Genomic DNA, 22,477 nt, shown 5'->3' with positions numbered 1-22,477 from the left:
GACGGATAGTTTATGCATTTCTACGATACGAAATATAAATGCCTGATGGTAAATCGTTCGATGAGGGAGATGTCCGTGAAAATTGTGATGATCGGAGGAGGGCCGGGTGGCCTAGGTGCAGCCGGAGCAGCGATGGGCACAGACCCGAAGGCAGAAATCACCGTCTACACCCAGTTCGAGGATGTGGCCTATAGCCCTTGTGGAATTCCGTTCGTTCACGGCAAAGAAATCGACTCATTTGATCGCCTGTTTCTGGCAACCAAGGAACAGTACAAAGAGCAGGGGATAGACGTTCACTACGAGACTACGGTGAATTCTATTGACCGAGTCAACAAGCGCATCAACGTGGCTGGCGAAGGCGATATCCGATATGACAAGCTGGTTCTATGTTCGGGCTGGCGGTATAAAGAGCTAGATATTCCAGGACAGGATCTGGATGGGATTTACCGCGTCAAGAATATCCGCAGCGCGATGAACTGGGACAAGTTCCTAGATAATGTAAAAACCGCAGTGGTTGTGGAATGCGGCGCCATCGCGGTTGAAATGGTCTCGGCCATGGTGCATCGGGGCATCAAGACAACGCTGGTGGACCCAAGCCCCTGGCCCATGGCTGACGTGGTGGACCCCGATATCATCGAACCGGTTCGCAAGGATTGGGAAGAGGCTGGCGTCGATATGCGCTGGGGTGAACGTGTCACTGCAATCCGGGGCGACAAAACCGTATCTCACGTCGAAACGACTTTTGGAGATGTGCAGGCAGATATCGTTATTCTCGGAACGCCGAAGATCCCGAACAACGATCTGGCTACTGCGGCGGGCCTACAGATCGGTAGCACGGGAGGGATAGTTATCGATTCAAGGGGTCAGACCTCGGATCCCAATATCTATGCCGCCGGTGACTGCGCCGAGATTGTTCATGGTGTCACCAACCTGCCGCTGCAGGGCCTGACCGGCAGCCATGCCTATGCGCAAGGCAAAGTCGCTGGTGTGAATGCCGCAGGAGGCGAACGGATTTATCAACCGGTGCATGTTCCTTGGGGCATGTTGGCCGGTGAATGGATGATTGGCGGGTTTTCATTTGGCGAAACCACGGCCACTGCGGTTGGTATGGAGTATGTCTGCGGCAAAACCACCGGCATCACCCGTGCGCGATACTATCCCGGAGTGCGCCCGATCACTGTAAAGCTCTTGGTTGATCCAAAGACGCGCGGCCTTCTGGGGGCGCAAATGGTTGGTGGTGAAGGGGTCAAGGAACGCGCGGATTTCCTCGGGGTGGCGTCTCGAGCCGGTCTGACGATCGATGCGCTTGCTACTATGGAGAATGTCTATTCTCCGGCTATTGGGGCGCTGAACGAACCAATCCAGATGGCCGCTGCAGATGCAGTTATGAAGCTTGATGGGAAGGTCTGAAGCGATGACGTTTTCTCAATGGCTCAGAGAGAACTCTGAACATTATCTCCTGCGTGAAGCGCAGGACAAAATGGCCCACCGTACAGGAACAAATCCGCCCAACAAGCCGCGCGGGATGAAAGACAGGTTCTGGCGGCAGCTAGTCATACCGATCTATCACGCAATGCCATGGGGCATGAAAAAATGGTTCATGGACGTGATCCCCGGTAGCCACAAAAAGCATTGGCCGCGCAAAAATTTTCGATCCAGACAATAGGGTCCATCAGGTTCGACAGGGGGTACAGCCTCTTGGAACACTCAAAGTAAACACTACTGCAACAAGGGAGTTGAAATGCCTCAAACTGTTAAAATCGACCCGCCCAAGGAAGGTGATATTCTTTTCGATGTCGAGGAAAAGATTTTTCCTGACCACAAAGCCAACGAGGGCGACAAAGCCTATGTATTCATGCACACCGTCCCGTTTGAAGGATCGGTCGGTCTGGTGAATATGTTGACGGCCACACGGCTGCAGCGTAAGGGATTTGACCTGACTTTCATCCTGTATGGGCCTGGGGTTCTGATGGCATCTGCCGCGCGGGGTTATCCCGCTGTCGGTAACGAAGGTTTCCCCGGCAACCTGGGTTATAATCGCCAGCTCAAGACCCTGATCGACGAAGGGGCTACAGTTTATGCCTGCCGTTTTGCGATGGGCGCGCTTTATGGGATGCGCGAAGATGATCTGATCCCCGGCGTCAAGGCGTTCAACCCGCTGGACGTTCTGGATGCCAACATCCAGGCCTACCGCGAGCGCGCGCTTGTGTTCTCGACCTGGACACTTTGATCCTGGTCGAACTTGTTTAACAGTTGAGGCAACGGCTATGGCCGGGTGCCTCAACCTTGCCGACCCGTATGGTTTGTCGGCCAATTATCAAACATCGGAGGTTTGACTATGCACATTGAACCCGGAGTCGTGGTTGGTGCGAAACTGGCGCTTTCATATGCGACAGCTGCCGGTGCGGCGGTTTATTCGTTGAAGCTTTGCGCAGATGCCATGCGCGATACAGGTGTGATCAGTCTTGTTACACGATCGGCGCTAGCCGTAGTGGCTGTCTTTGTTTTCTTTGAAGTATTTCCAAAATATCCTGTCGGCGTATCCGAAGTGCATTTCATTCTGGGATCAACCTTGTTCCTAATTCTTGGTCCGGGGCCAGCTGCGGTTGGGCTGGCGTTGGGATTACTGGTTCAAGGTATGATGTTCGCGCCGGCCGATTTGCCGCAGTACTTCGTGAATGTCACAAGTCTGCTTGTGCCGTTATTCGCTGTATCCGCCCTGGCCAAACGTATCATTGCACCTGACACGGCCTATGTCGATCTGACTTATAAGCAGGCGCTTGCGCTGTCGACGGCTTATCAGGGAGGTGTCGTAACCTGGGTCGCTTTTTGGGCTTTGTTCGGGCAGGGCTTTGGGACTGCTAACCTTGCTGCCGTTGGCGCATTTGGAGCCAGCTATTTGCTTGTTATTCTGATTGAGCCGCTAATCGACCTTGCGGTCTTGGGTGCCGCCAAAGCGATGCGGGGCCTAGAAGGCTCGGGGCTAGTGGCGGAACGGCTGTATCAAAAGTCAATCTGACGTTCTTTTCTCTTCCGACCTGTATCAGAACGTTAGAAGGCCTGCCGAGTGATCGGCAGGCCTCTTTCTATGTATGGGGGCATGCTACTCAGTTGGTATAGACTGAGATATGCTGACGGGCAGTATTCGACCAGCTATAGCGCGCGGCAAGTTCAGGGCCATTGGTTGTCAGACGATTCACAGTGTCAGGCTCATCCAGCAAACGGGCCATACCCGACGCCAGTGAGACGGCGTCCTCGGCCCGTGTCAGAATAGCGTTCTGATCATGGTCGAGAAACTCGTGGAAAACGTCAATGTCAGAGGCAACAACTGGTAACGAGGCGCTGGCGGCTTCGAGGATGACCAGGCCCCAGCCTTCGTTCACTGACGGAAATACAAACCCGTCTGCGGCTGAAAACCATTGAGGGAATTCTTCGTCATCAATCGTACCAAGCAAAACAACGTCTTTTCCAAGCTCGAGGCCCAGATCGGGCAGTGAACCCAGAACATCTTCGCGGTACTCGCGATAATCCTGAAAGGAATGCCCGCCGATCACGGCCAATGCTGGCGCGTCGTCGCGTTCCGATTTCAATTTGGCTAGAGCATCAATCAGATGACGGCTTCCTTTGCGTGGTTCGATCCCACCGACCGTCAGATACATAAACCGATCAGATGAGCCATTGACCAGCCCGGCCCGGGATCTCAGATCCGAGCGGCGATCGGCAGTGATTTGCTGTGCAAATCGCTCGGCACGGACGCCGTTGGTCACGATTTTGGCGTCGACACTGTAGTCTTTGCGCAGAATATCCTGCCAGAGCCTACTGACCACAAGAACCTCATCCGGTTCCAGGATAGCTTGTTTTTGACAGTTGATTAGTGCTTCTGTTGTGAAGTCGTCAACGTGATGTACGGTACGGATCAGTTTGAATGCCGCTCCTGCATCACGCACCCGAGCCGCCGCGCGCGCCGAGATACAATCCTGACTATGGACGATATCAAAGCGATCACCCATTGCTTTAAGGCCGGCTTCCATAGCGTCGATCCAACTGAATACCCTATCTTCAAGCGAGTCGCGCCAGTCAGGTGTCGGTACGATCTCGTAGGGAACGGCTAGATCGCGAAAGAACCCCGCGTCGGGTTCTCCCATTGCGATGACTGTAACGTTTACCCCCGCGTCTTGAAGAGCTTCTGCTAGCTCCAAAGTATGAACGACGCCGCCGCGGGGCTTGATCGAATAGGTCGTAAGAGCGACGCGAGGAAGGATCTCAGTCATATTTCACCGTATATGTTCAGATTACCCCGAGGCACCCAGGTTGGCAAAGGCCGGGTGATCGGTTTTGGTGGTTTGAAGAGGGGTGGCCAAGTCTTCTGAAACGATGGACGAATCTCGTTTTACTAAAGCACAGGCCGCCAGCGCCGCTCGGGCAGCAGTTTCAGTGACAATACAACCCGCTTTCTCGAAGGTTTCCCGCTGTCGGTCAAATTGTTGCGGATCGCTGTCGGTTCCCAGCACATAAACGACCACCGGAACGCCAGAGGCGACGATTTCGCCGGCAACAGGAGCCAGAACACTGGCGGGATCTTCATGCGCCCCGTCACCGATAACAACATCCAGTAGAACTGCTGCCAAAGTTGGATCGCCGATCTGTTTGCGCATGAATTCGATCCGGGCTTCGGTGTCGATCATGGGGTGTGGTCGGCCATCTGTGTATTCTTCTTCACCGAGGTCAAGAAAGACATGTGCATCAGGTCCGGCGGCGTCGAGTGTCCAGCTTTTGTCCAACGGGATGTTGGAATGGATCGGACCAATTCGCTGAGTTGCGATTGTCATCGCCTCGTAACACAGTGTTCCACCGCTATAGAGACCAGAAAGCCGGGTGCGCTCTGCATCCATATCGTCGATGACTTTGTCCAGACGTGCGGGCAGATCGCCCACGATGTCGGGGGGCGTCAGGCCATGGAAGGGCAGAGTGTCGCGCACACTTTGTTCCAACGTGTTGCAGACCTTGATATGGAACGCTGCTGGGATTTTTTCCTGCAAGCCAATATAGGCAGCGACCATAGGTTTTTTTGGCAGGTTCACCAGCATCTCGGCCACATCTTTTGAGGGCGGTTTAGAGACCAACAATATGGTTTTTGTGTCAGGATCAGCATCCAGTGCCTTAATGGCCGATTGGGCCATCAGCCCTCCGACTTCGGGCGACAAATCTCGACCGCCAAGGCCAATCACGTGAGACACACCAATGCCCCAGCGATCCAGCAGGCTCATGACTTCCTGTGCGCCAGTGCCCGCTGCGGACAAGACACCTACAGACCCTTTGTTGACCCGGTTAGCAAAGGCCAGACCGGTGCCGCCAAGCATTGCGGTTCCAGCGCCGGGCCCCATGACCAGCAAGCCAAGCTCTTGCGCGCGGGTTTTTAGTGCAATCTCGTCTTCCAAAGGGACATTGTCGCTGAACAATAGAACATTCAAACCAGCACTCAGCGCCTTGTGTGCCTCAAGCGTAGCAAAGGCGCCGGGCACTGAGACGATAGCCAGATTGGAATCGGCCTGCTCTTTCACGGCCGACGCCAGATCCGGTGCAATCTTTTCTTCATCTCCATCGGACGCGGTGGCGGCTTCGAACAGGATAGCCGAAGCTATTTCGAGTGCAGCCTTGGCTGCGTCATCATCATCGGCCCTTGCGGCGAGAACCAAATCATTGGCTCCGGCGCTTTCCAGGCCGTCGACGACACCTTCCTGCGCAGCCGTTTCGACATTTGCCGGGGTTGCCATAAAGGCCCAACCCCACTGCACCCCTTCGGCGCCTAACAACGCTCGAGTTGCTTCAAGAAGCTTTACGCTGTCTTTGTACGAGTTTTGATGAACAGATGCGAGACTGGGCATTAAGCAACTTCCTTGTTCGAGCGATCAGTAGTGATTGCATCCGCCGTGATACAGGTTCCGACCCCACCTTCGACCACACCGCCTGATGTCTCAGCCAGCGTACCGTAGACAAGTTCCGGCGTTGTAATAGCGGCCAGACGATTTGGGTTCGAACCGTCGCCATTTACAAACTTCATTGCCGCTTCCATTTTGGGACCCATGCTTCCGGGAGGGAACTGACCGTCTTCCAGATGCTGTTGCGCCTCGGAAACAGTCATGTTTTCTACAGCCCGCTGGGTGGGTTTTCCAAAATCCAGCATGACCGTGGGCACGCCTGTCACCATAACCAGGGCATCTGCGTTTGCGGCATCAGCAATTCGCTCCGCGGCGAAATCCTTATCGACTACCGCATCGACACCCTTGTAGACGCCGCCATCCTGCATGACGGGAATGCCGCCGCCACCTGCGGCAACAACGATATTCCCCGCCTCGGTCAGTTGCGCGATTGCACTTGCTTCCAACGTCGCCTTGGGTTCCGGTGAAGGAACAACCCGTCTGTAGCCGCGCCCGGAGTCCTGAACCATTGACCATCCACGGGAGGCCGAAAATTCTTTTGATTCTGCTTCAGTAAAGAAGGGACCGATAGGCTTGGTTGGATTTTCAAAAGCGGGGTCTTCGGGGTCCACGACCACATGCGTCACTACCGACACGATGCCCGAGCATTCTCCGCCGCAGATTTCATGCATGGCCAGAGAGATGAGGCTGCCCAACGCGCCCTGAGTCATCGCGCCAAGGGCAAATAGCGGTTGCGCCGGAACAAGTTTGGCCCCTTCTTCATGCTGAATTGCCAGATTGCCAACCTGGGGACCATTCCCGTGCACGATGATGATTTTCCAGCCCTGCCGTAGCAGTGAGCGCACGGATTTGGCCATTGCTATTGCGTTGGCATATTGCTCTTCCTGGGTTCCGTCCTGACCTTCCTGGGTCAGGGCGTTGCCCCCCAGCGCTACGACCGCTGTTTTATTCACGACGTCCTCCCACGTTTCGTTCATTCGAAAACTCTCTGGGGTGCGTGCAGAAAGCTGGCGCTCACCTCCGGAGTGTATTAAAGTGAATTAGACTGTCGGATAATTAACATCATATCGTATCCGATACAAGGCAAATGTGATTTGACCGAGTTCACACTGGTGTTCTTCTGGTCATCGTTAGAAGGAAAATACGATGCAAGTTCTCGGCACAAACCATCCCCGTCAATTCTGGGCGGAATGCGAAAGTCAGTTGTTTTCTATCTCGGCCATGGATCCCGAGCAGTACAAGAAAATCGTCACTGCCATTCGCGCAATGTCGGATATTCTGGCTGAGCTCGATACGCCCGAAGCTTTGGTCGACGCCTGGCCTGAGGCTCAATCGCTATATGTACGCGCGACGCAAGCATCCGGGATTGCTGCGGATTCATTGCCTCATAGCAAGATTTCCGGCGCAGCGTTTGCCATGCGGGAAAGACGTATTTCCGAGGAAAAACAAGCCTCTAAGTTCTCGTCTGCGATATCACAGGCGCGAGAAGCCGCAGAAGAATGGGTAATCCTGAACGAAACCGGGGATTTGGCGCATGGCCTTCTTGACCCATATGGATGCACTGACATGCATCTGGCTTCGGGTCTTGCCGTCGTTACGATTACACAACCCGAACCTTCCGGTGCCGGCATCTTGTTTTCGTTGTCGGTCATTCGTTTGGATGCGAAGACAGGCCAGTTGATTGATGCCGAACCAGGTTTTGCGGATTGGGAAGAATACACGACCGCGCCCGAGTTGATGGTCGCGCGTGATGCTTTGCGCCACAGGATCAGTACAGAATGGGCCTAGGTGTCGATACCCGCCAGTCACCTGTGGAATGTTAACTATTGTAGACGGAACTTGGCAATCGTGGTATGATTCACACGCGGCTCAGTGTGGTTTTGCTGTTGTCATCGCCGGACCACTACGCGTGATCAGATGGGAGTGACCGCGATGAAAACAAAACGTATTCCGGTCTGGGCGGCCGAACGCGGCGATGATCTGGCTGCGCACTATGCGATCCGACATCGTGTTTTTGTTCTCGAGCAAGGCGTCCTGACCCTTACGGATGTGGACGAGCATGATTGCAATCCCAACGTGGTTCACGCGCTAGCCGCCAGAAAAGGAGAATGTGCTGGCGCAGTGCGTCTTTACCCTGTGGATTCATCAGGTCGATGGAAGGGGGATCGCTTGGCAGTTTTGCAGCGGCATCGCACGATCGTCGGTGCGCATCTTGTCCGATTCGCCACTGCAACGGCCGCCGCATGTGGTGGGTCCGAGATGGAAGCCAACGTTCAGCTTGCCAACGTGAATTTCTTTCAACGGTTGGGCTGGGTCTGCGACGGCGACCAAACCATCTCATTCGGTATTCCACATCAGCCGATGCTGTTTGACTTGACGGAGGCTCCGCCGCTGGAGTGGCCTGGTCGGCCGGACGGACTGTCGGTTGAATGGTTGGCGCGCCATCAGCAGACCCCTCTTTGTTCAGCGGCTGCCCCCTAATCCCATAATCCAGTAATACTTTCACAGCTGAGATCCATCAAAGTCCGGCTTTTGTGCGAATGATTCAGGATAATTTCGGGGCTGGCTGTCGTGTCGCCGACATGGGCGCAGGCCAAATCGTGCGCTTCGAACAACGCGATACATTCGTCAATGTGATCATGTTCGGTCGCCAGCCAGAATGCGTATGTGGGGAAAGAAATCAACCAGCGAGCAGGATCAACGCCTTCCGGCATCGGATGTTTGGTCATATCCAGTTGCGCTCCGCAGCGCGAATATTCCAGCAACATCGCCAACGATCCCAGTGACCCGGCCATTGAAACATCCTTGGCCGCCAGTGCTGCTCCTGACGCAGCAACCTTGGCAAGCAACCTGACATCGCGCGCTAACGTCGGGCCTTGCGTGTCCAGCGAGGTAAAAAACGGAAAATCTTCTCTCATCTCTCCGTTCAAACAGCCAACGAAAAGTAAGGCCATCCCAGGCTGAACATGCGCCATGGACAGGATCTTTTCCGCATGACCAAGAGCAAAGGCGGACAATGCATATGTGTCCGCGTTTTGGGTCAGATGTCCCCCGATAATAGGTACGTCATACATTTTTGCTGCATCCTGAAGCCCTTTCAAGGCGATATCCGTTGTTTCTTTTGGGCCAACGACTGTATTGACGATCCCTTTTGGAACACCTCCCATAGCCGCCACATCATTCACATTCGCCAAGACTGCAGCGATACCGGCCCCATAGGGATCAAGTTTGTAAAAAGCGGGCAATATCGCCTCGCCGCAGCCGATTACGTGTTTGCCGTCGACGTCGACAACGGCCCCATCATCTCCCGGACCGTGTATCGGATCATTCGGTTTTATAAAGCGACTGGCTCCATTGATGGCCTTTTTCCCGGTTACACCTGCATAGGCGCGGACGGTCTCGACAATGCTATCCAGCTGGTCGTTTAGACTTTTGATTTCCTGTGTCATGATGTATCTCGGAAGCTAAGGGATGTGTTACGTATAGTTATCGGGTGTCAAGCGGCGCCCAAAGTATGCGGATCACATGCGGAACGGCCATACTGACGCGTTGCTAAGGGCGGCGCGGCATTCGAAGTGTTCTGCCCCGTGTATTGATTTGGTAGTCTGGCTCGGAGATATCGTTGCAAAAACAAACCAAAAAACAGGCCACAGGCCAACCTGCTCACCCCGCTGCCAAAACAGACGACGTAGAGAAGATTGTTAGTCGGGTGGGGCAAAAGTTGCTGGCTTTGCGTAGCGACCAGGGCATGTCCTTGCAGCAGCTCTCGGCCAAAAGCGACGTGTCCGGTCCGGCCATTCACAAAATCGAACGCAGTGACATGGTGCCGACTATCACTACTTTGCTCAAGCTCAGCAATGCCCTCGGTGTTTCGGTAAATTACTTTATCGAGGACGGCGATGACCTGCCCGAGCCGGTTTTGCATACCAAGAGCGATGACCGTACGATCGTTTTCACTCCGCATAAGGGGTTGAATCTTGAGGGTATTACCGGTCCGTATCAACAGTTCCGCGCCGCAGCTGCAATTGCAGTGATGAAACCAGACGCCAATAGTGGTCGAAAGCTCTTGCGCCACTCTGGTGAAGAGCTGGTGCATGTTCTGTCGGGAGAGGTCGAATTCCAGGTAGGCAAAACGGAATATCACCTGAAAGAGGGCGACTCCCTGCATTTTAGCGGTGAGATTCCGCATAAATGGAAAAACGTTAGCGAGGAAGCTGCCGAGCTGCTCTGGGTGGCGTTGCGCGGAGAATAGGACAGGGGCGCAGCAGCTTGTCATAAGAATGCCGAGGTAAGTGCTGGGGATTCTGTCAATGCATGTGCCGCAAATCCTAGTGCCGCCTCAATCTGTCCTCTCGTGGCAGGGCCGCCCAAACACATCCTCACAGCCTCTGGCGCGGCGCGATTGACGACAAAGGCGTCACTTGCAACTACGCCTATGTTTTTAGCCCGCATGTGTTCGACAAAGGTCGTCCGGGTCCATGGTTGAGGCAGGTTCAGCCAGATGCTGAAACATAATGGATCACTGCGAAATGTGCCCTCGGGCAGAATGCGGCGAGCCAGCTTGTTGCGTTCGATTGTTTCGGTCCGCACAGCGCGCAAAATGCTGGTTGCGGTGCCATCTTCGATCCACTTTGTCACAATCGCAACCGTGAAAGGGGATGGCATGACAATAGACGCCCTCATCGCTGACAACAGGGGCCATGCGCTACGGGCCTCCGGCGCAATCACATAGGCAACTCTCAAGCCCGCGCCGATGCATTTTGATAGCCCGGCTATATGCCATGTTAGCTCCGGCAAGATCGAGACAAATGGCGCCGGCTGCTGACCTCGTGCTGGGATCAATCCATAGGCGTCATCTTCGAGAATAGGTACATTGTACTGGCGCGCGATGGCTGCCAGGTCGCGGCGACGTTCAATTGGAATGGTCAACGTGGTGGGATTCTGCAGCGTTGGGTTCAGATACAGCGCTTTGGGTTTGTGCATCTCGCAGGCATCTTGAAACGCCTGCGGGTCTATCCCTTGTTCGTCCATTTCAAGACCAAGCAGATTCAGGCGGTGCTGAGCCGCCAGTGACCGGATACCAGGGTAGGTGATATTCTCGCATAGAATTGTTTCTCCGGGCTTGGTTATCACGCGAAGAATTCCGTCCAGCGCTGCCTGTGCGCCAGGCACTATTAGCAAGCGATCCTGCTTGGGAGATATCGATCTGCGATTAAGCCAGCTCAGCGCTGCCTGTTTGTCTGTATCACTGCCTGCGGCCCCCTGATATCGCAGAAGCGCCACTATATCCTCAGCGATATATTGCGCGCTGGTGCGCATCTTGCGCCTCAGTTCTGCATCATGTGGTTCGGGTGGCAGATTCATGGAGGCATCTGCGGGACGATCGGGAAAGATATGTGCGTCGCTTCTGGTTTGCTTGCTCACAAAGGTGCCGCGCCCAACTTTAGACTCGATCAGGCCGCGTGCATTGGCTTCGACATACCCCCGAGCGACGGTTGTGAAATGAATTGATAGCCTTTCAGCCAATTCACGCTGCGGCGGCAGCCGGTCCCCGATGGCCAGACGGCCAATTTTGATATCCTCGGCAATGGCGTTTGCAAGCGCCATATAGCGAGGATTTCCATCATCGGCGAGCATCGGGACCCAGTTTTCCATTCGCGATTCTATTCCGATTGTTTCGTGTAATGACTGTAGATTGTATATCTACATGTGGTCAAGATTTCCATCAGAAATCCGAAAAAAATGAACTTTTGGGCAGTAATGGTGAAAAAAGGGGCTATTTCATAACTAAACTATCAGAAAGAAAATTACTTTTACTATTACATTGACAGGATGCATTGAATTCCTTTAATTCTGTCGCCACGGCATCAATTGGCAGCAAGCAATGTCAATATCCGGCGAAAAAGTTTGGTATGGTGCTAGGGTGGATGATGCTGACGCATCTTGTGCAGCAGGTTCTTTGGTTCGTCGCCATTGGATCCAATTCACCCTGATCAAGATCAGGAGGAAGCCAATAATGAGCGTTGCACAATCCTACGACGAACCAAAATCTGGCCCGATCGCCAAGCCGATGAGCGCTGAAGAGCTTATCAATGAACTACAGTCGAATGGTGTGCGCCTTGTGGATCCGAAAAACAGCGGTGAAAGCCGGAGAGGGGGTGCGGGCCCGTCGGATCATACCGCTCTGACGATCAATGACAAAACAGTCATGATCCCGGTTCATACCGCGCCGGCCTTCAGCAGTCCCTACGTGGTTGATGCACCGGACGCCGAAGGCAATAGTCGAGTCCGCCGCAATGGCGTAGATGTTGGACACGTGAAATTTCCTTTTCGCGCGAAATTTTACGATCTCACCACAGCGGATGGAATTCCATATTCCCATATCGCCGCGTTGCATAGCAAAGATGTGCTGGCCACAACGATCTTACAGACGTGCATTCGATACCAGAGCCGAACCAAAACCTGCAAGTTCTGCTCGATCGGGCAGTCTCTAGCGGCAGGGCGGACCATCGAACGTAAAACGCCGGAACAGTTGGGCGAGGTTGCCAAGGCTGCGGTTGAGTTGGATGGTGTGACCCAAATGATCATGACTACGGGCACTCCTCCAACCAAGGACCGTGGCGCAAGTATTCTTGTTGAAAGCGCAGAAGGTGTGAAAGCACGTGTGGATCTTCCGATTCAAGGTCAGTGCGAGCCGCCCGATACAGATGATTGGTTCCAACGCATGAAGGATGCGGGCATTGACTCGTTGGGAATGCACCTTGAGGCGGTGAGCGATGAGGTGCGCGCCGAGGTGATGCCTGGCAAGGCACAAGTATCTGTCGATCGATATTTTGAAGCCTTCGAAGCCGCCGTTGAGGTTTTTGGGCGAGGCGAGGTGTCCACTTATATTCTTGCTGGTCTTGGCGATACCAAAGAGCAGATCATCAACATGAGCGAGCGGCTGATTAACATAGGGGTGTATCCCTTCGTGGTGCCCTTCGTCCCAATCTCGGGCACACCGATGGAAAGCCACCCAACCCCTTCAGCGGGCTTTATGCACGAAATACTCATGCCCATAGGAAAAATGCTGCGGGAAAGCGGGATTAGATCCGATGACATGGCCGCAGGTTGCGCCAAATGCGGCGCATGTTCTGCCTTGTCGCTGTACGAAAAACTCAAAGTGCCAGCTGGATAACGCCGATCTTAGGAGGCAACACCATGTTAGCCACCCATGACAACTTTCACGCCGGGATGCCGCATCTCGATATTTTTGGCCTGTCGGAACACTTTTGTCTGACACATGCGGGCAGTCTGCACTGGAAATGGATCGCGACACTCACTGCGAAACGCCCATCAGACTGGATATCTCATGATGGGCACCGAATCTACGCGAGCTTTATCTATACATCTCTGCGCTACAACAGAGAGGTAGAGGTCTCGGAGGACGACGACATTTCAGTCGTGTGTCATCCCTGCGCGTTGAAGCCTCCGTTTTTCATAACGGAAACCACATATTCCAAAGCTGGTTCAGGGCTGGCGGCGACGGCGCGGATGATGTCGACCCTGTCAACGGCAAAGGCTCGCAGCAATACCCGGTTTGGGAAAACCTCGATGGAGTTTCAGTCGAAGCCGTTTGGTGACGCCACATTGGAAGAGACCCGCTCTCGGTTCCGGCATCTGCGCGGGTATGACGACCAGAATCTGGTACAAACCAATCAGCATCTGGTTAATCCAGCCGTGGACTTCAACGCAGCCAAGTTCATGTACTTTGCCAACTTCTCGCAAGTGTTCAAAAGGTACGAGTACCCCGAGTTTGTGGCGAAAACACCTTTAGCCTCGCGTGAGATTGCCTATTTCGGCAACGTCGACCCTTTCGAACTGACATGTATTTCATCTCGAAGAGACGAGAATGACGTTGTTTCTGCAATGTCTCGATCAAGTGATCAGAAATGCATCGCACGAAGTTTCAGCAAGATGGTGGATCAGAAACGTGCAGGGCAGGAGCAGTTTGATGTCTTGGCCGAAAACCAGCTCGAGCCAGTCCGAGCCAGTGTCTGATTTAACTACATACTATCTTGCTATCTGCGACAAAGCCGGTGTGGCATCGTCTTTAAGCACCTCAAACAATGCGTTTGGCAAAGTATCCAGAATTAAGTCGTCGCGAACCCAGGTTGCCCCCGTGAAATCATCGGATTGCGTGAAATCTGATGGTGTCACTAAGACTCGCAAACCCGCATCCAAACCCGCCCGCAAACCGTTCTGACTGTCTTCAATCGCCAGGGTTTCGTCGGGGTGCACGGCAAGTCGGTTCAGTGCCAGCTGATACACTTCAGGCGATGGTTTTTTGACTTGAACCTCCTCGCCAGTTGCAATGACATTGAAAATACGATCGGCGGACTTGCCCCAACAGGCTTGGCAAAGCGATTCGACATTCATCCTGTGTGACGCGGTGGCAATAGCAAGTTTCAAACCCTTGTGGCGCGCACGCGCGATCAGGTCGCGAACGCCCTTTCGGAGCCGCAGTCTGTTGCCCTCTCTGAGTAAGTCGCGATAAGCGCGCATCTTGCAGCTGTGAAGGTCAATGATGTCGCTTTCTGACAATGGGACGCCGACCTGTCTGGCATAGGCCCGCATCTGCTCTTTTGCCCCTGCGTGGCGCAGAATTTTGATGAAGGCTTCCTCGCTCCAGTACCAGTCTAGGCCAGCCTCGGTAAAGGCGACGTTATAAGCAATGCGGTGAACCACTTCGGTTTCCGCCAATGTACCATCTACATCAAAGATAAGCGCCCGTAGTGTCATGATCCACACTGCGCGCCTTTGAGCGCAGCAATGCCTGGTAGGTTGTTCCCACTCAGACTTTCCAAAAACGCGCCGCGTGCGGTTGAAATAAAGGAAAAATCCTCGGAAACGCCAGCCTGGTGCAAAGCGCGTACAGCTTCACGCCCCCCGGCAACAGTAATAGAGTTGCCCAAACGTGTGATCCGGGCTGCCTCATGGGCCAGGCCAGCGGCGGGGGCTTCATCTGTCATGCGGCCGAAAGGTCCATTCCAGAGGATTGCGCGCGCGGTTCCCAATGCGGCCTTGAACCGTTTAACGCTTTTGGGACCTACGTCCAGAATGGTCGCATCATGCGGGCAGGCGGCCCGATCGACAACTTCGGTACTGTGCCCGTTATCCCGAGAAACGATCAGATCTATAGGCAGCAGAATCTTGCATCCCGAAGCCTCGGCGCGGGCGCGAATTTCAGCGACCGCATCCAGTTGCTCCGGTTCAAACTGGGATTGACCTATTGGTGTCCCGCTTGCGTGAAGAAATGTGTTCGCAATCTGTCCACCAATAATCAATTTGTCCAGTTTTCCGGCCAGGTTCAGCAGGATAGGGGCCTTGCTGGATAGCCTGTTTGCGCCAATGACAGCCACAGCAGGTTGGTCCGGTGCGTCGAGTGTCTGAGACAGGGCATCAACTTCATCCAGCATCAATGGGCCGGCAAAAGAGGGCAGGAACCGGGTAACACCTTCGGTCGATGCGTGGGCGCGATGCGCGCTCGAGAATGCATCATTCACGTAAATCTCGCCCAAACGGGACAGACCGGCGGCCACTTCCAGATCATTTGCGGTTTCACCTTTCAGAAACCGTACATTCTCGCATAGCAAGACCTGCCCTTCACCAAGACGGCTGGCAAAGCTCTCGCTAGAGGGGCCGGTCGAGTAGGCTGAAAACCACACAGGAGCTTGCAGGGCATCGGACAGTGCTTTCCTGATTTTCTCGTTGGACAGGGATTGGTCAAAAGGGCGGTCCGGACGTCCACGGTGAGTCAGGACAACCATCTTGGCCCCTTTTTTCAGCAGCGGACGCATACCTTCTGCAAACCGGTTAATCCGGGTCATATCCGTGATCTGACCATCTTTCATGGGCACATTCAGATCAGCGCGCACCAGAAGACGACGGCCTGAGACGTCCACGTCATTGATAGAAGTGAGCTGTGACATTCGCGATTCTCCTCTTGTAGGCGTTGAAAGTTAAAGAAGAGTATTTATGTTTCCTTCTGTTAATGGTATTTAAATATAGGAAACATGAGTTAACCTATGTTTAAGATGATCCGGAGATATCAGAACTTGCGATCACTCTTGGCGCTGAGCGCAGTCAGCCGTCATGGGTCGTTTTCGGCTGCGTCGCAGGAGTTGAACCTGACCTCGCCAGCGGTGCACACGCAATTGAAAAATCTCGAAGAGATTGTCGATACACCGCTCATCGTTCGCAATGGTTCCGGGCCGATGAAAGCCACCGAGGCGGGTCAAATTCTGGTGGCAGCTGCTGCGCGCATCAACTCAGAGCTTGAAAAGAGTATGCGCGATATTGAAGCTTTGCGGCAGGGAAAGAAGGGCCATATTCGGTTGGGTGTCGTGAGTACCGGAAAGTACTTTGCTCCATCCCTTGTCGCCGATCTGAACACCAGACATCCGGATGTTGAAATCGATCTGGCGATCGGAAACAGGGAACAGATCATCGCCATGTTGGACGCCAAAGCTTTGCATCTGGCGATCATGGGTCGTCCGCCGAAATCGCCCAAGCTGAAATCAGCCACGATCGGATCGCACCCGTATATTCTGGTTGCGAATCCTCAACATCACCTGGCCAAGCTGAGCGCCGTGTCGTCCGAAGCACTATTGCAGGAAACATTTATCGCCCGTGAAGAAGGCTCGGGTACCCGTATGCTGATGGCACGCTATCTCGACGACATCGGAGCGGGCCAAAGTTACCGCGAGTCAGTGATGGGTGGTAACGAGACCATAAAGCAGGCTGTGATTGCGGGGCTGGGCATTGCCATGTTGTCCAAACACACGGTTATGGAAGAGCTGAAAACCGGCCGTCTGGTCAGCCTGAACCTGAACGGTTTGCCGTTGCACCGGCATTGGTATCTCATAAAACCTCTCAACATACCGGAGTCGGCGGCGGCGCAAACCATCTGGGATGCGATTTGTGAAAAGGATGGTGACTTCCTGCCCCGATAGGTCCGGGGCAGTGGTCTGTTTCCCTGTCAAGCCGAGGCAAGCGTGTCGGCTCTGGCCATGGCACGGTCGGCCCCATGACTATCGCCCAGGCCTTTCAGCGCGCGCGCGACGGCTCGCCAGTTTTGAACCGATGTGGGCTTTAAGCCCGCACGCTCATTGGCCAATCCCAGCGCCAGATCATAGCGTTTGGCGCGTAATGCGGCTTCGAGCAATGTCCAGCCGATGATATCCCGTTGCGCAAAGCTGCCACCCAAACGGTGCGTCATATAACGGACGGGCAGGAGGCGTTCTACACAAGAGGCGTATTCCTCGCGTTTGAAATCCTGTATTGCCATGCAAAACGGCATCCCGATCTCACGACTCATGGCGGCGTTCGCATCTGACGCGCTTTCGAGATAACGTTTGTTAGCGTGGATCAACAGGTCTTGCGCATCTACACGGTTATCTGACGCGAATGTCATCATCGCATGCACGTCGTTGAACGCATAGAGCGTGTCCTGCGCTGCCGGCTCCCATTTATTGGCCAGATGCACCCAACGGTCGCCCGACTCTTGACCAGCCAGATTCATGCGCCACAGAAGGGCAGCTGCGTCCAACTCTTCATATTTGTTGCCATCCTTGCGACGTGAGTCCAAGTGATGATCAAAAATATCGTAGACCTGATCATACTGCTCCAGATCGAGATGGTATAGTGAGGTATGCCACCATAGGTGGTTCGCGAAATTTGACGTGCCCCAGACGTCCGCGCGATCTTTCATGAATTTGATGCCACAGGACTGCCGCCCTCGCATCTCCATTACGTGGCTTACTGCGTGAACGGCATAGGGGTTGTCAGGCCGGATATCCAATGCTTGCCGCGCCAGATCTTCGGCGTGGGTAAAGTCACGGTTTTCTTCCAGCCCAAACGCGTAGAAACCCAGAACGAACTCATAGCCTGGAATATCGGCATCCCAAAGGTTAAAAACGCGCGCGACCACGTCGCGCTGTCCCGGGACATCCCCCAGCAAAACCATAGTATAGTGAATAAGACCCAGCGCAAAAAGATCTTTGGGGTATTGCGTCAGAACTGCTTCCCATTTCTGGACTGCCCCAAAAAAGTCACCGGCAGCCCAGGCTTTGACCGCTGCCAGATGGCCCTGTTCACGTGAGTTGGTCTGCCCTGACAGATGCTCGGCCTGCGCGATCGCTTCGACGAACTGCGAGTAGATGCGCGTTTCCATCGACTGGGTCAGCCATCCCGCTTTGAACAGCCATCCCATTGCAAATCCGGGATGCTCGGACAATACGGCATCAATGGTTGCAATCGCATCTCCACGGAAGGACAGAGATTGCTCAATGGCTTGCTCCAACCCGTCGATGGCGTTTGCATCACCATAAGAAACCGGAACGCCCCGGATATCTTTTGAAATCCGCTGAGTGCTTTGCAAGCGGTCTAGAGCCATGTTGTTTGTCCTTACCAGCCGTCTACATCCTTGTATCTCGTTCGGACCGCCCGCGCTCTACACATGGGAATTTGATGCATCGCTTCAGGCTTAATCCTACTCGCACTTATGCCACAGACCATGCCTAACGGAGTATGAGCTTCGCTGATTTGTGAATGGACGTGTGAGATCTGTGCTGAAACTACATTAATGAACGTTTATTGTTGCATCATAAAGGAAATATCGGCTGAAATCGGCCGGATTTTGAAACATGTGCCCAGGAAACTGAAATATACTGTTGAAAAACAGAACCAGCACCTCGCCAATGCAACCGCTGGCGAGGTGCGGATTTCAGTAAAATCAGAGTATCTCAGGCAATTCGGCCTGTTCTGGATTCGGCCAATAGCGCAGCTACAAGGTTCGGGAGGTCGACGTGGTGAGCAAAGGACTGAGTGTGCGGAATCAACCCAACAGGCTTCTTTCGATACCCTTCGGTAAACAAGAGAAACGGTACCTTCGCATGCAGTGCTGTTTCAGCGTCGACCTCGCTGTCACCAACGTAAATCTCATCACCTGGTGGTAAGTCTGCAAAGGCCGAGTACAGCGGAGCAGGGTCGGGTTTGTGGACCGGCAAGCTGTCGCCTGCCCGCACCACTTGAAAATAGTGGTCAAGCTTTAGATGCCTCAAGACTGCCATACAGGGTACCATTGGCTTATTGGTACAAATTCCCAGATGGTGACCCGATTGTAGAAGATCATCCAAAGCCTGTTTTACGCCTGGATATATCAGAGTCAGATGCACTGCATTCTGATAGCGATCTTTGAACTTTCCAAGAATTCGCTCATGATCGTCATCCGGTATTTGGCGCGCTGTTCTGATCTTTGTCACAAAGTTATCGACCCCATGTCCGATGAAGGAGCGCGCCTGATCAACAGATATTGGCGCGTATCCTTCCTCTGACATCACCTCGCGTGCGATGTTGTGCAGATCCAGCGCGCTGTCGATCAGCGTGCCGTCAAGATCAAAGACAATCCGGGCCATGTTATGCTACCTTCCATTTTATCGAACATCCTATCGAGGGCACCTGATCCGTTGGTCCCTCTCCGGTCTCAGCCACCTGTTTCATGGCTAGAAACAATTCTCGTCTCAGATTGCTTGGGCCTTCCGCCTTGCCTGACGCGTCAAGTCGACCGCGGTACTGCAATCCGCCTTCCGCGGCATAGCCAAAGAAATCAGGGGTGCAGACAGCCCCATAGGCGCGGGCAGCATTTTGGTCTGAGTCGAACAGATAAGGGAATGGAAAACCGTGGGTCTCGGCCATCCTCCGCATATTGTCGAAACTGTCTTCCGGGTAGGCATCCACGTCGTTTGCCGAAATGGCAGCGACACCAATACCAATTTTCTGAAGTTCGCGCGCATCGCGTATGATCCGATCCAACACAGCCAGCACGTAGGGGCAGTGATTGCAGATGAACATGATCAACGTGCCATTTTTCCCAGCCACATCCGCAAGACCGACAGTACTGCCATCCGTTGCAGGTAAGGAAAAATCCGGGGCAGGTTGCCCGAAATCGCAAACCGGAGTTGTTTCAGCCATTTCGATATCACTCAGTTGCCAGCTGCCGACCGGATAGCCGAGATGTTGCGGCCATAGGCGTCTGGTGCCTCAACAGATCCGCCCCGGAAGACGGCCGAGCCTGCAACCAGAACATCCGCCCCGGCCTGCCGAACCAGAGGCGCGGTGTTCGGGTCAACCCCACCGTCGATCTCGATGTGAACCTCTCGGTCGCCGATCATCTGCCGCAGGGTGCTGATCTTGGACGTCATATCGATGAACGTCTGCCCGCCAAAGCCGGGGTTCACGGTCATCACGCAGACAAGATCGCACAGGTCCAGAACATGAGACACCGCCTCGGCCGGGGTTGCAGGGTTCAATGCCACCCCCGCTTTCATTCCGTTTGCACGAATGGCTTGCAGAGTGCGGTGGATATGTGGGCTGGCTTCAACATGCGCTGTCAGGATGTCGGCTCCGGCCTCTGCATAGGCTTCGATGGACGGGTCTACGGGCGCAATCATCAGATGCACATCCATCACCGTTTTCACATGTTTGCGGAAGGCTTTGACCGCCGGAGGGCCAAAGGTCAGGTTCGGCACGAAATGGTTGTCCATCACATCCACATGCACCCAATCCGCGCCCTGAGTCTCGATCGCCTGAATCTCGCGTCCGAAATCGGCAAAATCTGCGGACAGGATCGAGGGCGCAATTTTGACGGATCTGTCGAAACTCATTGGCTTTCCCCTTTGCTGGCATTCAGGGCCTGCATGATCGGCACAAAATCGGCAGCCTTTAAAGAGGCGCCTCCTACCAGGCCGCCATCCACATCCGGGTAGGAAAAGATGACTGTTGCATTGTCAGGCTTTACCGAACCGCCATAGAGGATCGACATCTCGCCCCCCTGCGGGTGCCGGGCCGCCAGATTGGAGCGGATGGCCGCATGGGTTTTCTGGATGACTTCGGCGTCTGGTGTCAGACCGCTGCCGATAGCCCAAACAGGTTCATATGCAATGACCGTATTTTCAGGGGTCGCACCGTCGGGAACCGAACCCGCGATTTGTGCCGCAAGCACCTGTTCGGTGTGACCCGCACGGTATTGGTCCTGTGTTTCGCCAATGCAGATGATCGCGGTCAGGCCGCAGGCCCATGCGGCCTCTGCTTTGGCTGCAACATCCTCGTCGGACTCGGCATGGTCACAGCGACGCTCTGAATGCCCTACAAGGACAAAACCGGCTCCGGCGTCGCTCAGCATCTTCGCAGAGATGTCCCCGGTATGCGCTCCGGACGGCTGAGGGTGGCAGTCCTCGCCGCCCAACTCTACTCCGCGGCCGCGGGCGCGGTCGAGCAACGTGGCAGGTAGACACAGCAGTGTAATTATGCCCGAAAGCGGTTTCGAAGCGCTGGCGATTTCAGCCACCTCGACAAGATCCGCGCCATAGCCGTGCATCTTCCAGTTGCCCGCAGCAATTTTTCGGCGACCAGTCATGCGGCTGCAAAGCTTCTGGTGACAGGGTCCAACGTGCCCGATGCATAGCGGGTGGCCATATCATCCAGCGCGATTGTTTTGATCCTGGAGGCATGACCCGCCGTTCCAAAGCGTTCGAACCGGTCGCGGCACAAGTCTTCCATCTCTTTGATCGCGGGAACAAGGAATTTGCGCGGATCAAATTGTGCGGGATTCTCGGACGCTATTTTTCGGAACTGGCCGGTCATGGCCATTCTGCAATCCGTGTCGATGTTCACTTTACGGACACCGGATTTGATGCCTTTTTCGATCTCTTCAACCGGGACACCATAGGTTTGCGGCATGTCTCCGCCATGGGCGTTGATCAAATCCTGAAGTTCTTGCGGTACTGACGACGACCCGTGCATCACAAGATGTACGTCAGGAATACGCGCATGAATTTCGGCAATGCGGTTCATCGCCAGGATCTCCCCGTCCGGCTTGCGCGAGAACTTGTAAGCCCCGTGTGATGTCCCGCAGGCAATCGCCAGCGCATCCACCTTGGTCTTTGCCACAAAATCCGCCGCCTGATCGGGGTCTGTCAAAAGGTCATCCATCGACAGCTTGCCCTCGGCGCCTGAGCCGTCTTCTTTTGCGGCCTCGCCTGTTTCCAACGAGCCCAGAACGCCCAGTTCTCCCTCGACCGAAGCGCCGACCCAATGGGCCATTTCTGAGACGGCTTTGGTGATATTGACGTTATAGTCATAGGACGCCGGAGTTTTCATATCAGCCTCAAGCGAGCCGTCCATCATCACCGAGGTAAACCCGTGCCGAATGGCCGACAGGCAGGTCTGTTCGTTGTTGCCGTGATCCTGATGCAGGCAGATGGGGTTGTCGGGATACATCTCGGCCAGGGCCAGCACCATATGGCGCAGCATGATGTCGCCCGCATAGGACCGCGCGCCCCGACTTGCCTGAAGGATCACCGGGCTGTCCACGGCACGGGCGGCATTCATGATTGCCAGCCCCTGTTCCATGTTGTTGATGTTGAACGCTGGCACGCCATAGCTGTGCTCGGCGGCGTGATCCAAAAGCTGGCGCAGGGTAATAAGTGCCATGTCGG

At 54.4% G+C, this 22,477-nt stretch carries 22 protein-coding genes; 9 read left to right on the top strand and 13 right to left on the bottom strand.

The window, feature by feature from the left end:
- Nucleotides 1-75: 75 nt before the first annotated feature.
- The 3 genes from ACR0DG_RS19575 (at nucleotide 76) to ACR0DG_RS19565 (ending at nucleotide 3,019) form a co-directional block, all read left to right on the top strand.
- Complete coding sequence (locus ACR0DG_RS19575) at nucleotides 76-1,410, top strand: FAD-dependent oxidoreductase (protein WP_480699972.1); 1,335 nt, start codon at nucleotides 76-78, stop codon at nucleotides 1,408-1,410.
- Between the two features lie 331 nt (nucleotides 1,411-1,741).
- Nucleotides 1,742-2,230 (top strand): MSMEG_0572/Sll0783 family nitrogen starvation response protein, encoded by a 489-nt coding sequence (locus ACR0DG_RS19570; protein ID WP_180888135.1) that lies wholly within the window; start codon nucleotides 1,742-1,744, stop codon nucleotides 2,228-2,230.
- A 108-nt stretch (nucleotides 2,231-2,338) separates the two neighbouring features.
- Nucleotides 2,339-3,019 (top strand): energy-coupling factor ABC transporter permease, encoded by a 681-nt coding sequence (locus tag ACR0DG_RS19565; protein ID WP_480699973.1) that lies wholly within the window; start codon nucleotides 2,339-2,341, stop codon nucleotides 3,017-3,019.
- Between the two features lie 88 nt (nucleotides 3,020-3,107).
- Here the strand turns inward: ACR0DG_RS19565 and ACR0DG_RS19560 are convergent, their stop codons facing one another.
- Genes ACR0DG_RS19560 through ACR0DG_RS19550 form a run of 3 tightly spaced genes read right to left on the bottom strand, consistent with a single transcriptional unit; the run spans nucleotide 3,108 to nucleotide 6,892 of the window.
- Nucleotides 3,108-4,271 carry an MSMEG_0565 family glycosyltransferase gene (locus ACR0DG_RS19560; RefSeq protein WP_480699974.1) on the bottom strand — a complete coding sequence of 388 codons (1,164 nt, stop codon included), beginning with the start codon at nucleotides 4,269-4,271 and terminating at the stop codon, nucleotides 3,108-3,110.
- A 21-nt stretch (nucleotides 4,272-4,292) separates the two neighbouring features.
- Nucleotides 4,293-5,885, bottom strand: a complete 1,593-nt coding sequence (locus tag ACR0DG_RS19555) for an acyl-CoA synthetase FdrA (protein ID WP_480699975.1) — start codon at nucleotides 5,883-5,885, stop codon at nucleotides 4,293-4,295.
- Nucleotides 5,885-6,892: a carbamate kinase gene (locus tag ACR0DG_RS19550; RefSeq protein WP_480699976.1), complete on the bottom strand. Its 1,008-nt coding sequence runs from the start codon at nucleotides 6,890-6,892 to the stop codon at nucleotides 5,885-5,887. The genes ACR0DG_RS19555 and ACR0DG_RS19550 overlap by 1 nt, the downstream gene beginning before the upstream one ends.
- A 193-nt stretch (nucleotides 6,893-7,085) precedes the next feature.
- On the opposite strand from ACR0DG_RS19550, the gene ACR0DG_RS19545 reads away from it, so the two are divergent.
- Nucleotides 7,086-7,727 (top strand): hypothetical protein, encoded by a 642-nt coding sequence (locus tag ACR0DG_RS19545; RefSeq protein ID WP_480699977.1) that lies wholly within the window; start codon nucleotides 7,086-7,088, stop codon nucleotides 7,725-7,727.
- A 144-nt stretch (nucleotides 7,728-7,871) separates the two neighbouring features.
- The gene (locus ACR0DG_RS19540) at nucleotides 7,872-8,420 is read left to right on the top strand and encodes an MSMEG_0567/Sll0786 family nitrogen starvation N-acetyltransferase (RefSeq protein WP_480699978.1); all 549 of its coding nucleotides are present in this window, start codon (nucleotides 7,872-7,874) and stop codon (nucleotides 8,418-8,420) included.
- On the opposite strand, the gene ACR0DG_RS19535 is transcribed toward ACR0DG_RS19540, so the two are convergent.
- A complete protein-coding gene (locus ACR0DG_RS19535; protein WP_480699979.1) occupies nucleotides 8,417-9,388 on the bottom strand; it encodes an AIR synthase related protein in 972 nt (323 codons plus the stop codon). The two genes, ACR0DG_RS19540 and ACR0DG_RS19535, sit on opposite strands and share 4 nt — an antisense overlap.
- A 173-nt stretch (nucleotides 9,389-9,561) precedes the next feature.
- On the opposite strand from ACR0DG_RS19535, the gene ACR0DG_RS19530 reads away from it, so the two are divergent.
- On the top strand, nucleotides 9,562-10,191 hold the full coding sequence (locus ACR0DG_RS19530) for a helix-turn-helix domain-containing protein (RefSeq protein WP_480699980.1): 630 nt from the start codon (nucleotides 9,562-9,564) through the stop codon (nucleotides 10,189-10,191).
- 20 nt (nucleotides 10,192-10,211) lie between these two features.
- On the opposite strand, the gene ACR0DG_RS19525 is transcribed toward ACR0DG_RS19530, so the two are convergent.
- The gene (locus ACR0DG_RS19525) at nucleotides 10,212-11,594 is read right to left on the bottom strand and encodes an aminotransferase-like domain-containing protein (RefSeq protein WP_480699981.1); all 1,383 of its coding nucleotides are present in this window, start codon (nucleotides 11,592-11,594) and stop codon (nucleotides 10,212-10,214) included.
- Between the two features lie 229 nt (nucleotides 11,595-11,823).
- On the opposite strand from ACR0DG_RS19525, the gene ACR0DG_RS19520 reads away from it, so the two are divergent.
- Together ACR0DG_RS19520 and ACR0DG_RS19515 are read left to right on the top strand one after the other, a co-directional pair.
- Nucleotides 11,824-13,116 (top strand): MSMEG_0568 family radical SAM protein, encoded by a 1,293-nt coding sequence (locus ACR0DG_RS19520; protein WP_480707286.1) that lies wholly within the window; start codon nucleotides 11,824-11,826, stop codon nucleotides 13,114-13,116.
- A gap of 23 nt (nucleotides 13,117-13,139) precedes the next feature.
- On the top strand, nucleotides 13,140-13,979 hold the full coding sequence (locus tag ACR0DG_RS19515; RefSeq protein WP_480699983.1) for an LnmK family bifunctional acyltransferase/decarboxylase: 840 nt from the start codon (nucleotides 13,140-13,142) through the stop codon (nucleotides 13,977-13,979).
- 12 nt (nucleotides 13,980-13,991) lie between these two features.
- Here the strand turns inward: ACR0DG_RS19515 and ACR0DG_RS19510 are convergent, their stop codons facing one another.
- Both ACR0DG_RS19510 and ACR0DG_RS19505 read right to left on the bottom strand, forming a co-directional pair.
- Nucleotides 13,992-14,720 (bottom strand): HAD-IA family hydrolase, encoded by a 729-nt coding sequence (locus ACR0DG_RS19510; protein WP_480699984.1) that lies wholly within the window; start codon nucleotides 14,718-14,720, stop codon nucleotides 13,992-13,994.
- Complete coding sequence (locus ACR0DG_RS19505; RefSeq protein WP_480699985.1) at nucleotides 14,717-15,910, bottom strand: phosphoglycerate kinase; 1,194 nt, start codon at nucleotides 15,908-15,910, stop codon at nucleotides 14,717-14,719. Before ACR0DG_RS19505 ends, ACR0DG_RS19510 begins: the two co-directional genes overlap by 4 nt.
- A gap of 105 nt (nucleotides 15,911-16,015) precedes the next feature.
- Between ACR0DG_RS19505 and ACR0DG_RS19500 the strand changes: the two genes are divergently transcribed.
- Complete coding sequence (locus ACR0DG_RS19500; RefSeq protein WP_480707284.1) at nucleotides 16,016-16,933, top strand: LysR family transcriptional regulator; 918 nt, start codon at nucleotides 16,016-16,018, stop codon at nucleotides 16,931-16,933.
- 26 nt (nucleotides 16,934-16,959) lie between these two features.
- On the opposite strand, the gene ACR0DG_RS19495 is transcribed toward ACR0DG_RS19500, so the two are convergent.
- The 6 genes from ACR0DG_RS19495 to fba all read right to left on the bottom strand — a co-directional run bounded on the left by ACR0DG_RS19495 (nucleotide 16,960) and on the right by fba (nucleotide 22,472).
- The gene (locus ACR0DG_RS19495) at nucleotides 16,960-18,375 is read right to left on the bottom strand and encodes a tetratricopeptide repeat protein (RefSeq protein WP_480699987.1); all 1,416 of its coding nucleotides are present in this window, start codon (nucleotides 18,373-18,375) and stop codon (nucleotides 16,960-16,962) included.
- 349 nt (nucleotides 18,376-18,724) lie between these two features.
- On the bottom strand, nucleotides 18,725-19,396 hold the full coding sequence (locus ACR0DG_RS19490; protein ID WP_480699988.1) for an HAD-IA family hydrolase: 672 nt from the start codon (nucleotides 19,394-19,396) through the stop codon (nucleotides 18,725-18,727).
- Nucleotide 19,397: 1 nt separating this feature from the next.
- Nucleotides 19,398-19,952, bottom strand: coding sequence for a thioredoxin family protein (locus ACR0DG_RS19485; protein ID WP_480699989.1), 555 nt, complete (start codon nucleotides 19,950-19,952; stop codon nucleotides 19,398-19,400).
- A gap of 11 nt (nucleotides 19,953-19,963) precedes the next feature.
- The gene (rpe, locus tag ACR0DG_RS19480; protein WP_480699990.1) at nucleotides 19,964-20,644 is read right to left on the bottom strand and encodes a ribulose-phosphate 3-epimerase; all 681 of its coding nucleotides are present in this window, start codon (nucleotides 20,642-20,644) and stop codon (nucleotides 19,964-19,966) included.
- Complete coding sequence (gene tpiA, locus ACR0DG_RS19475) at nucleotides 20,641-21,396, bottom strand: triose-phosphate isomerase (protein WP_480699991.1); 756 nt, start codon at nucleotides 21,394-21,396, stop codon at nucleotides 20,641-20,643. Before tpiA ends, rpe begins: the two co-directional genes overlap by 4 nt.
- Nucleotides 21,393-22,472: a class II fructose-bisphosphate aldolase gene (gene fba / locus ACR0DG_RS19470; RefSeq protein ID WP_480699992.1), complete on the bottom strand. Its 1,080-nt coding sequence runs from the start codon at nucleotides 22,470-22,472 to the stop codon at nucleotides 21,393-21,395. Before fba ends, tpiA begins: the two co-directional genes overlap by 4 nt.
- Between the last annotated feature and the right edge of the window lie 5 nt (nucleotides 22,473-22,477).

The sequence above is a fragment of the Ruegeria sp. BG8 genome (assembly GCF_056538325.1).
The sequence above is the reverse complement of the archived record's forward strand: the minus strand, read 5'-3'. Positions and strand labels throughout refer to the sequence as shown.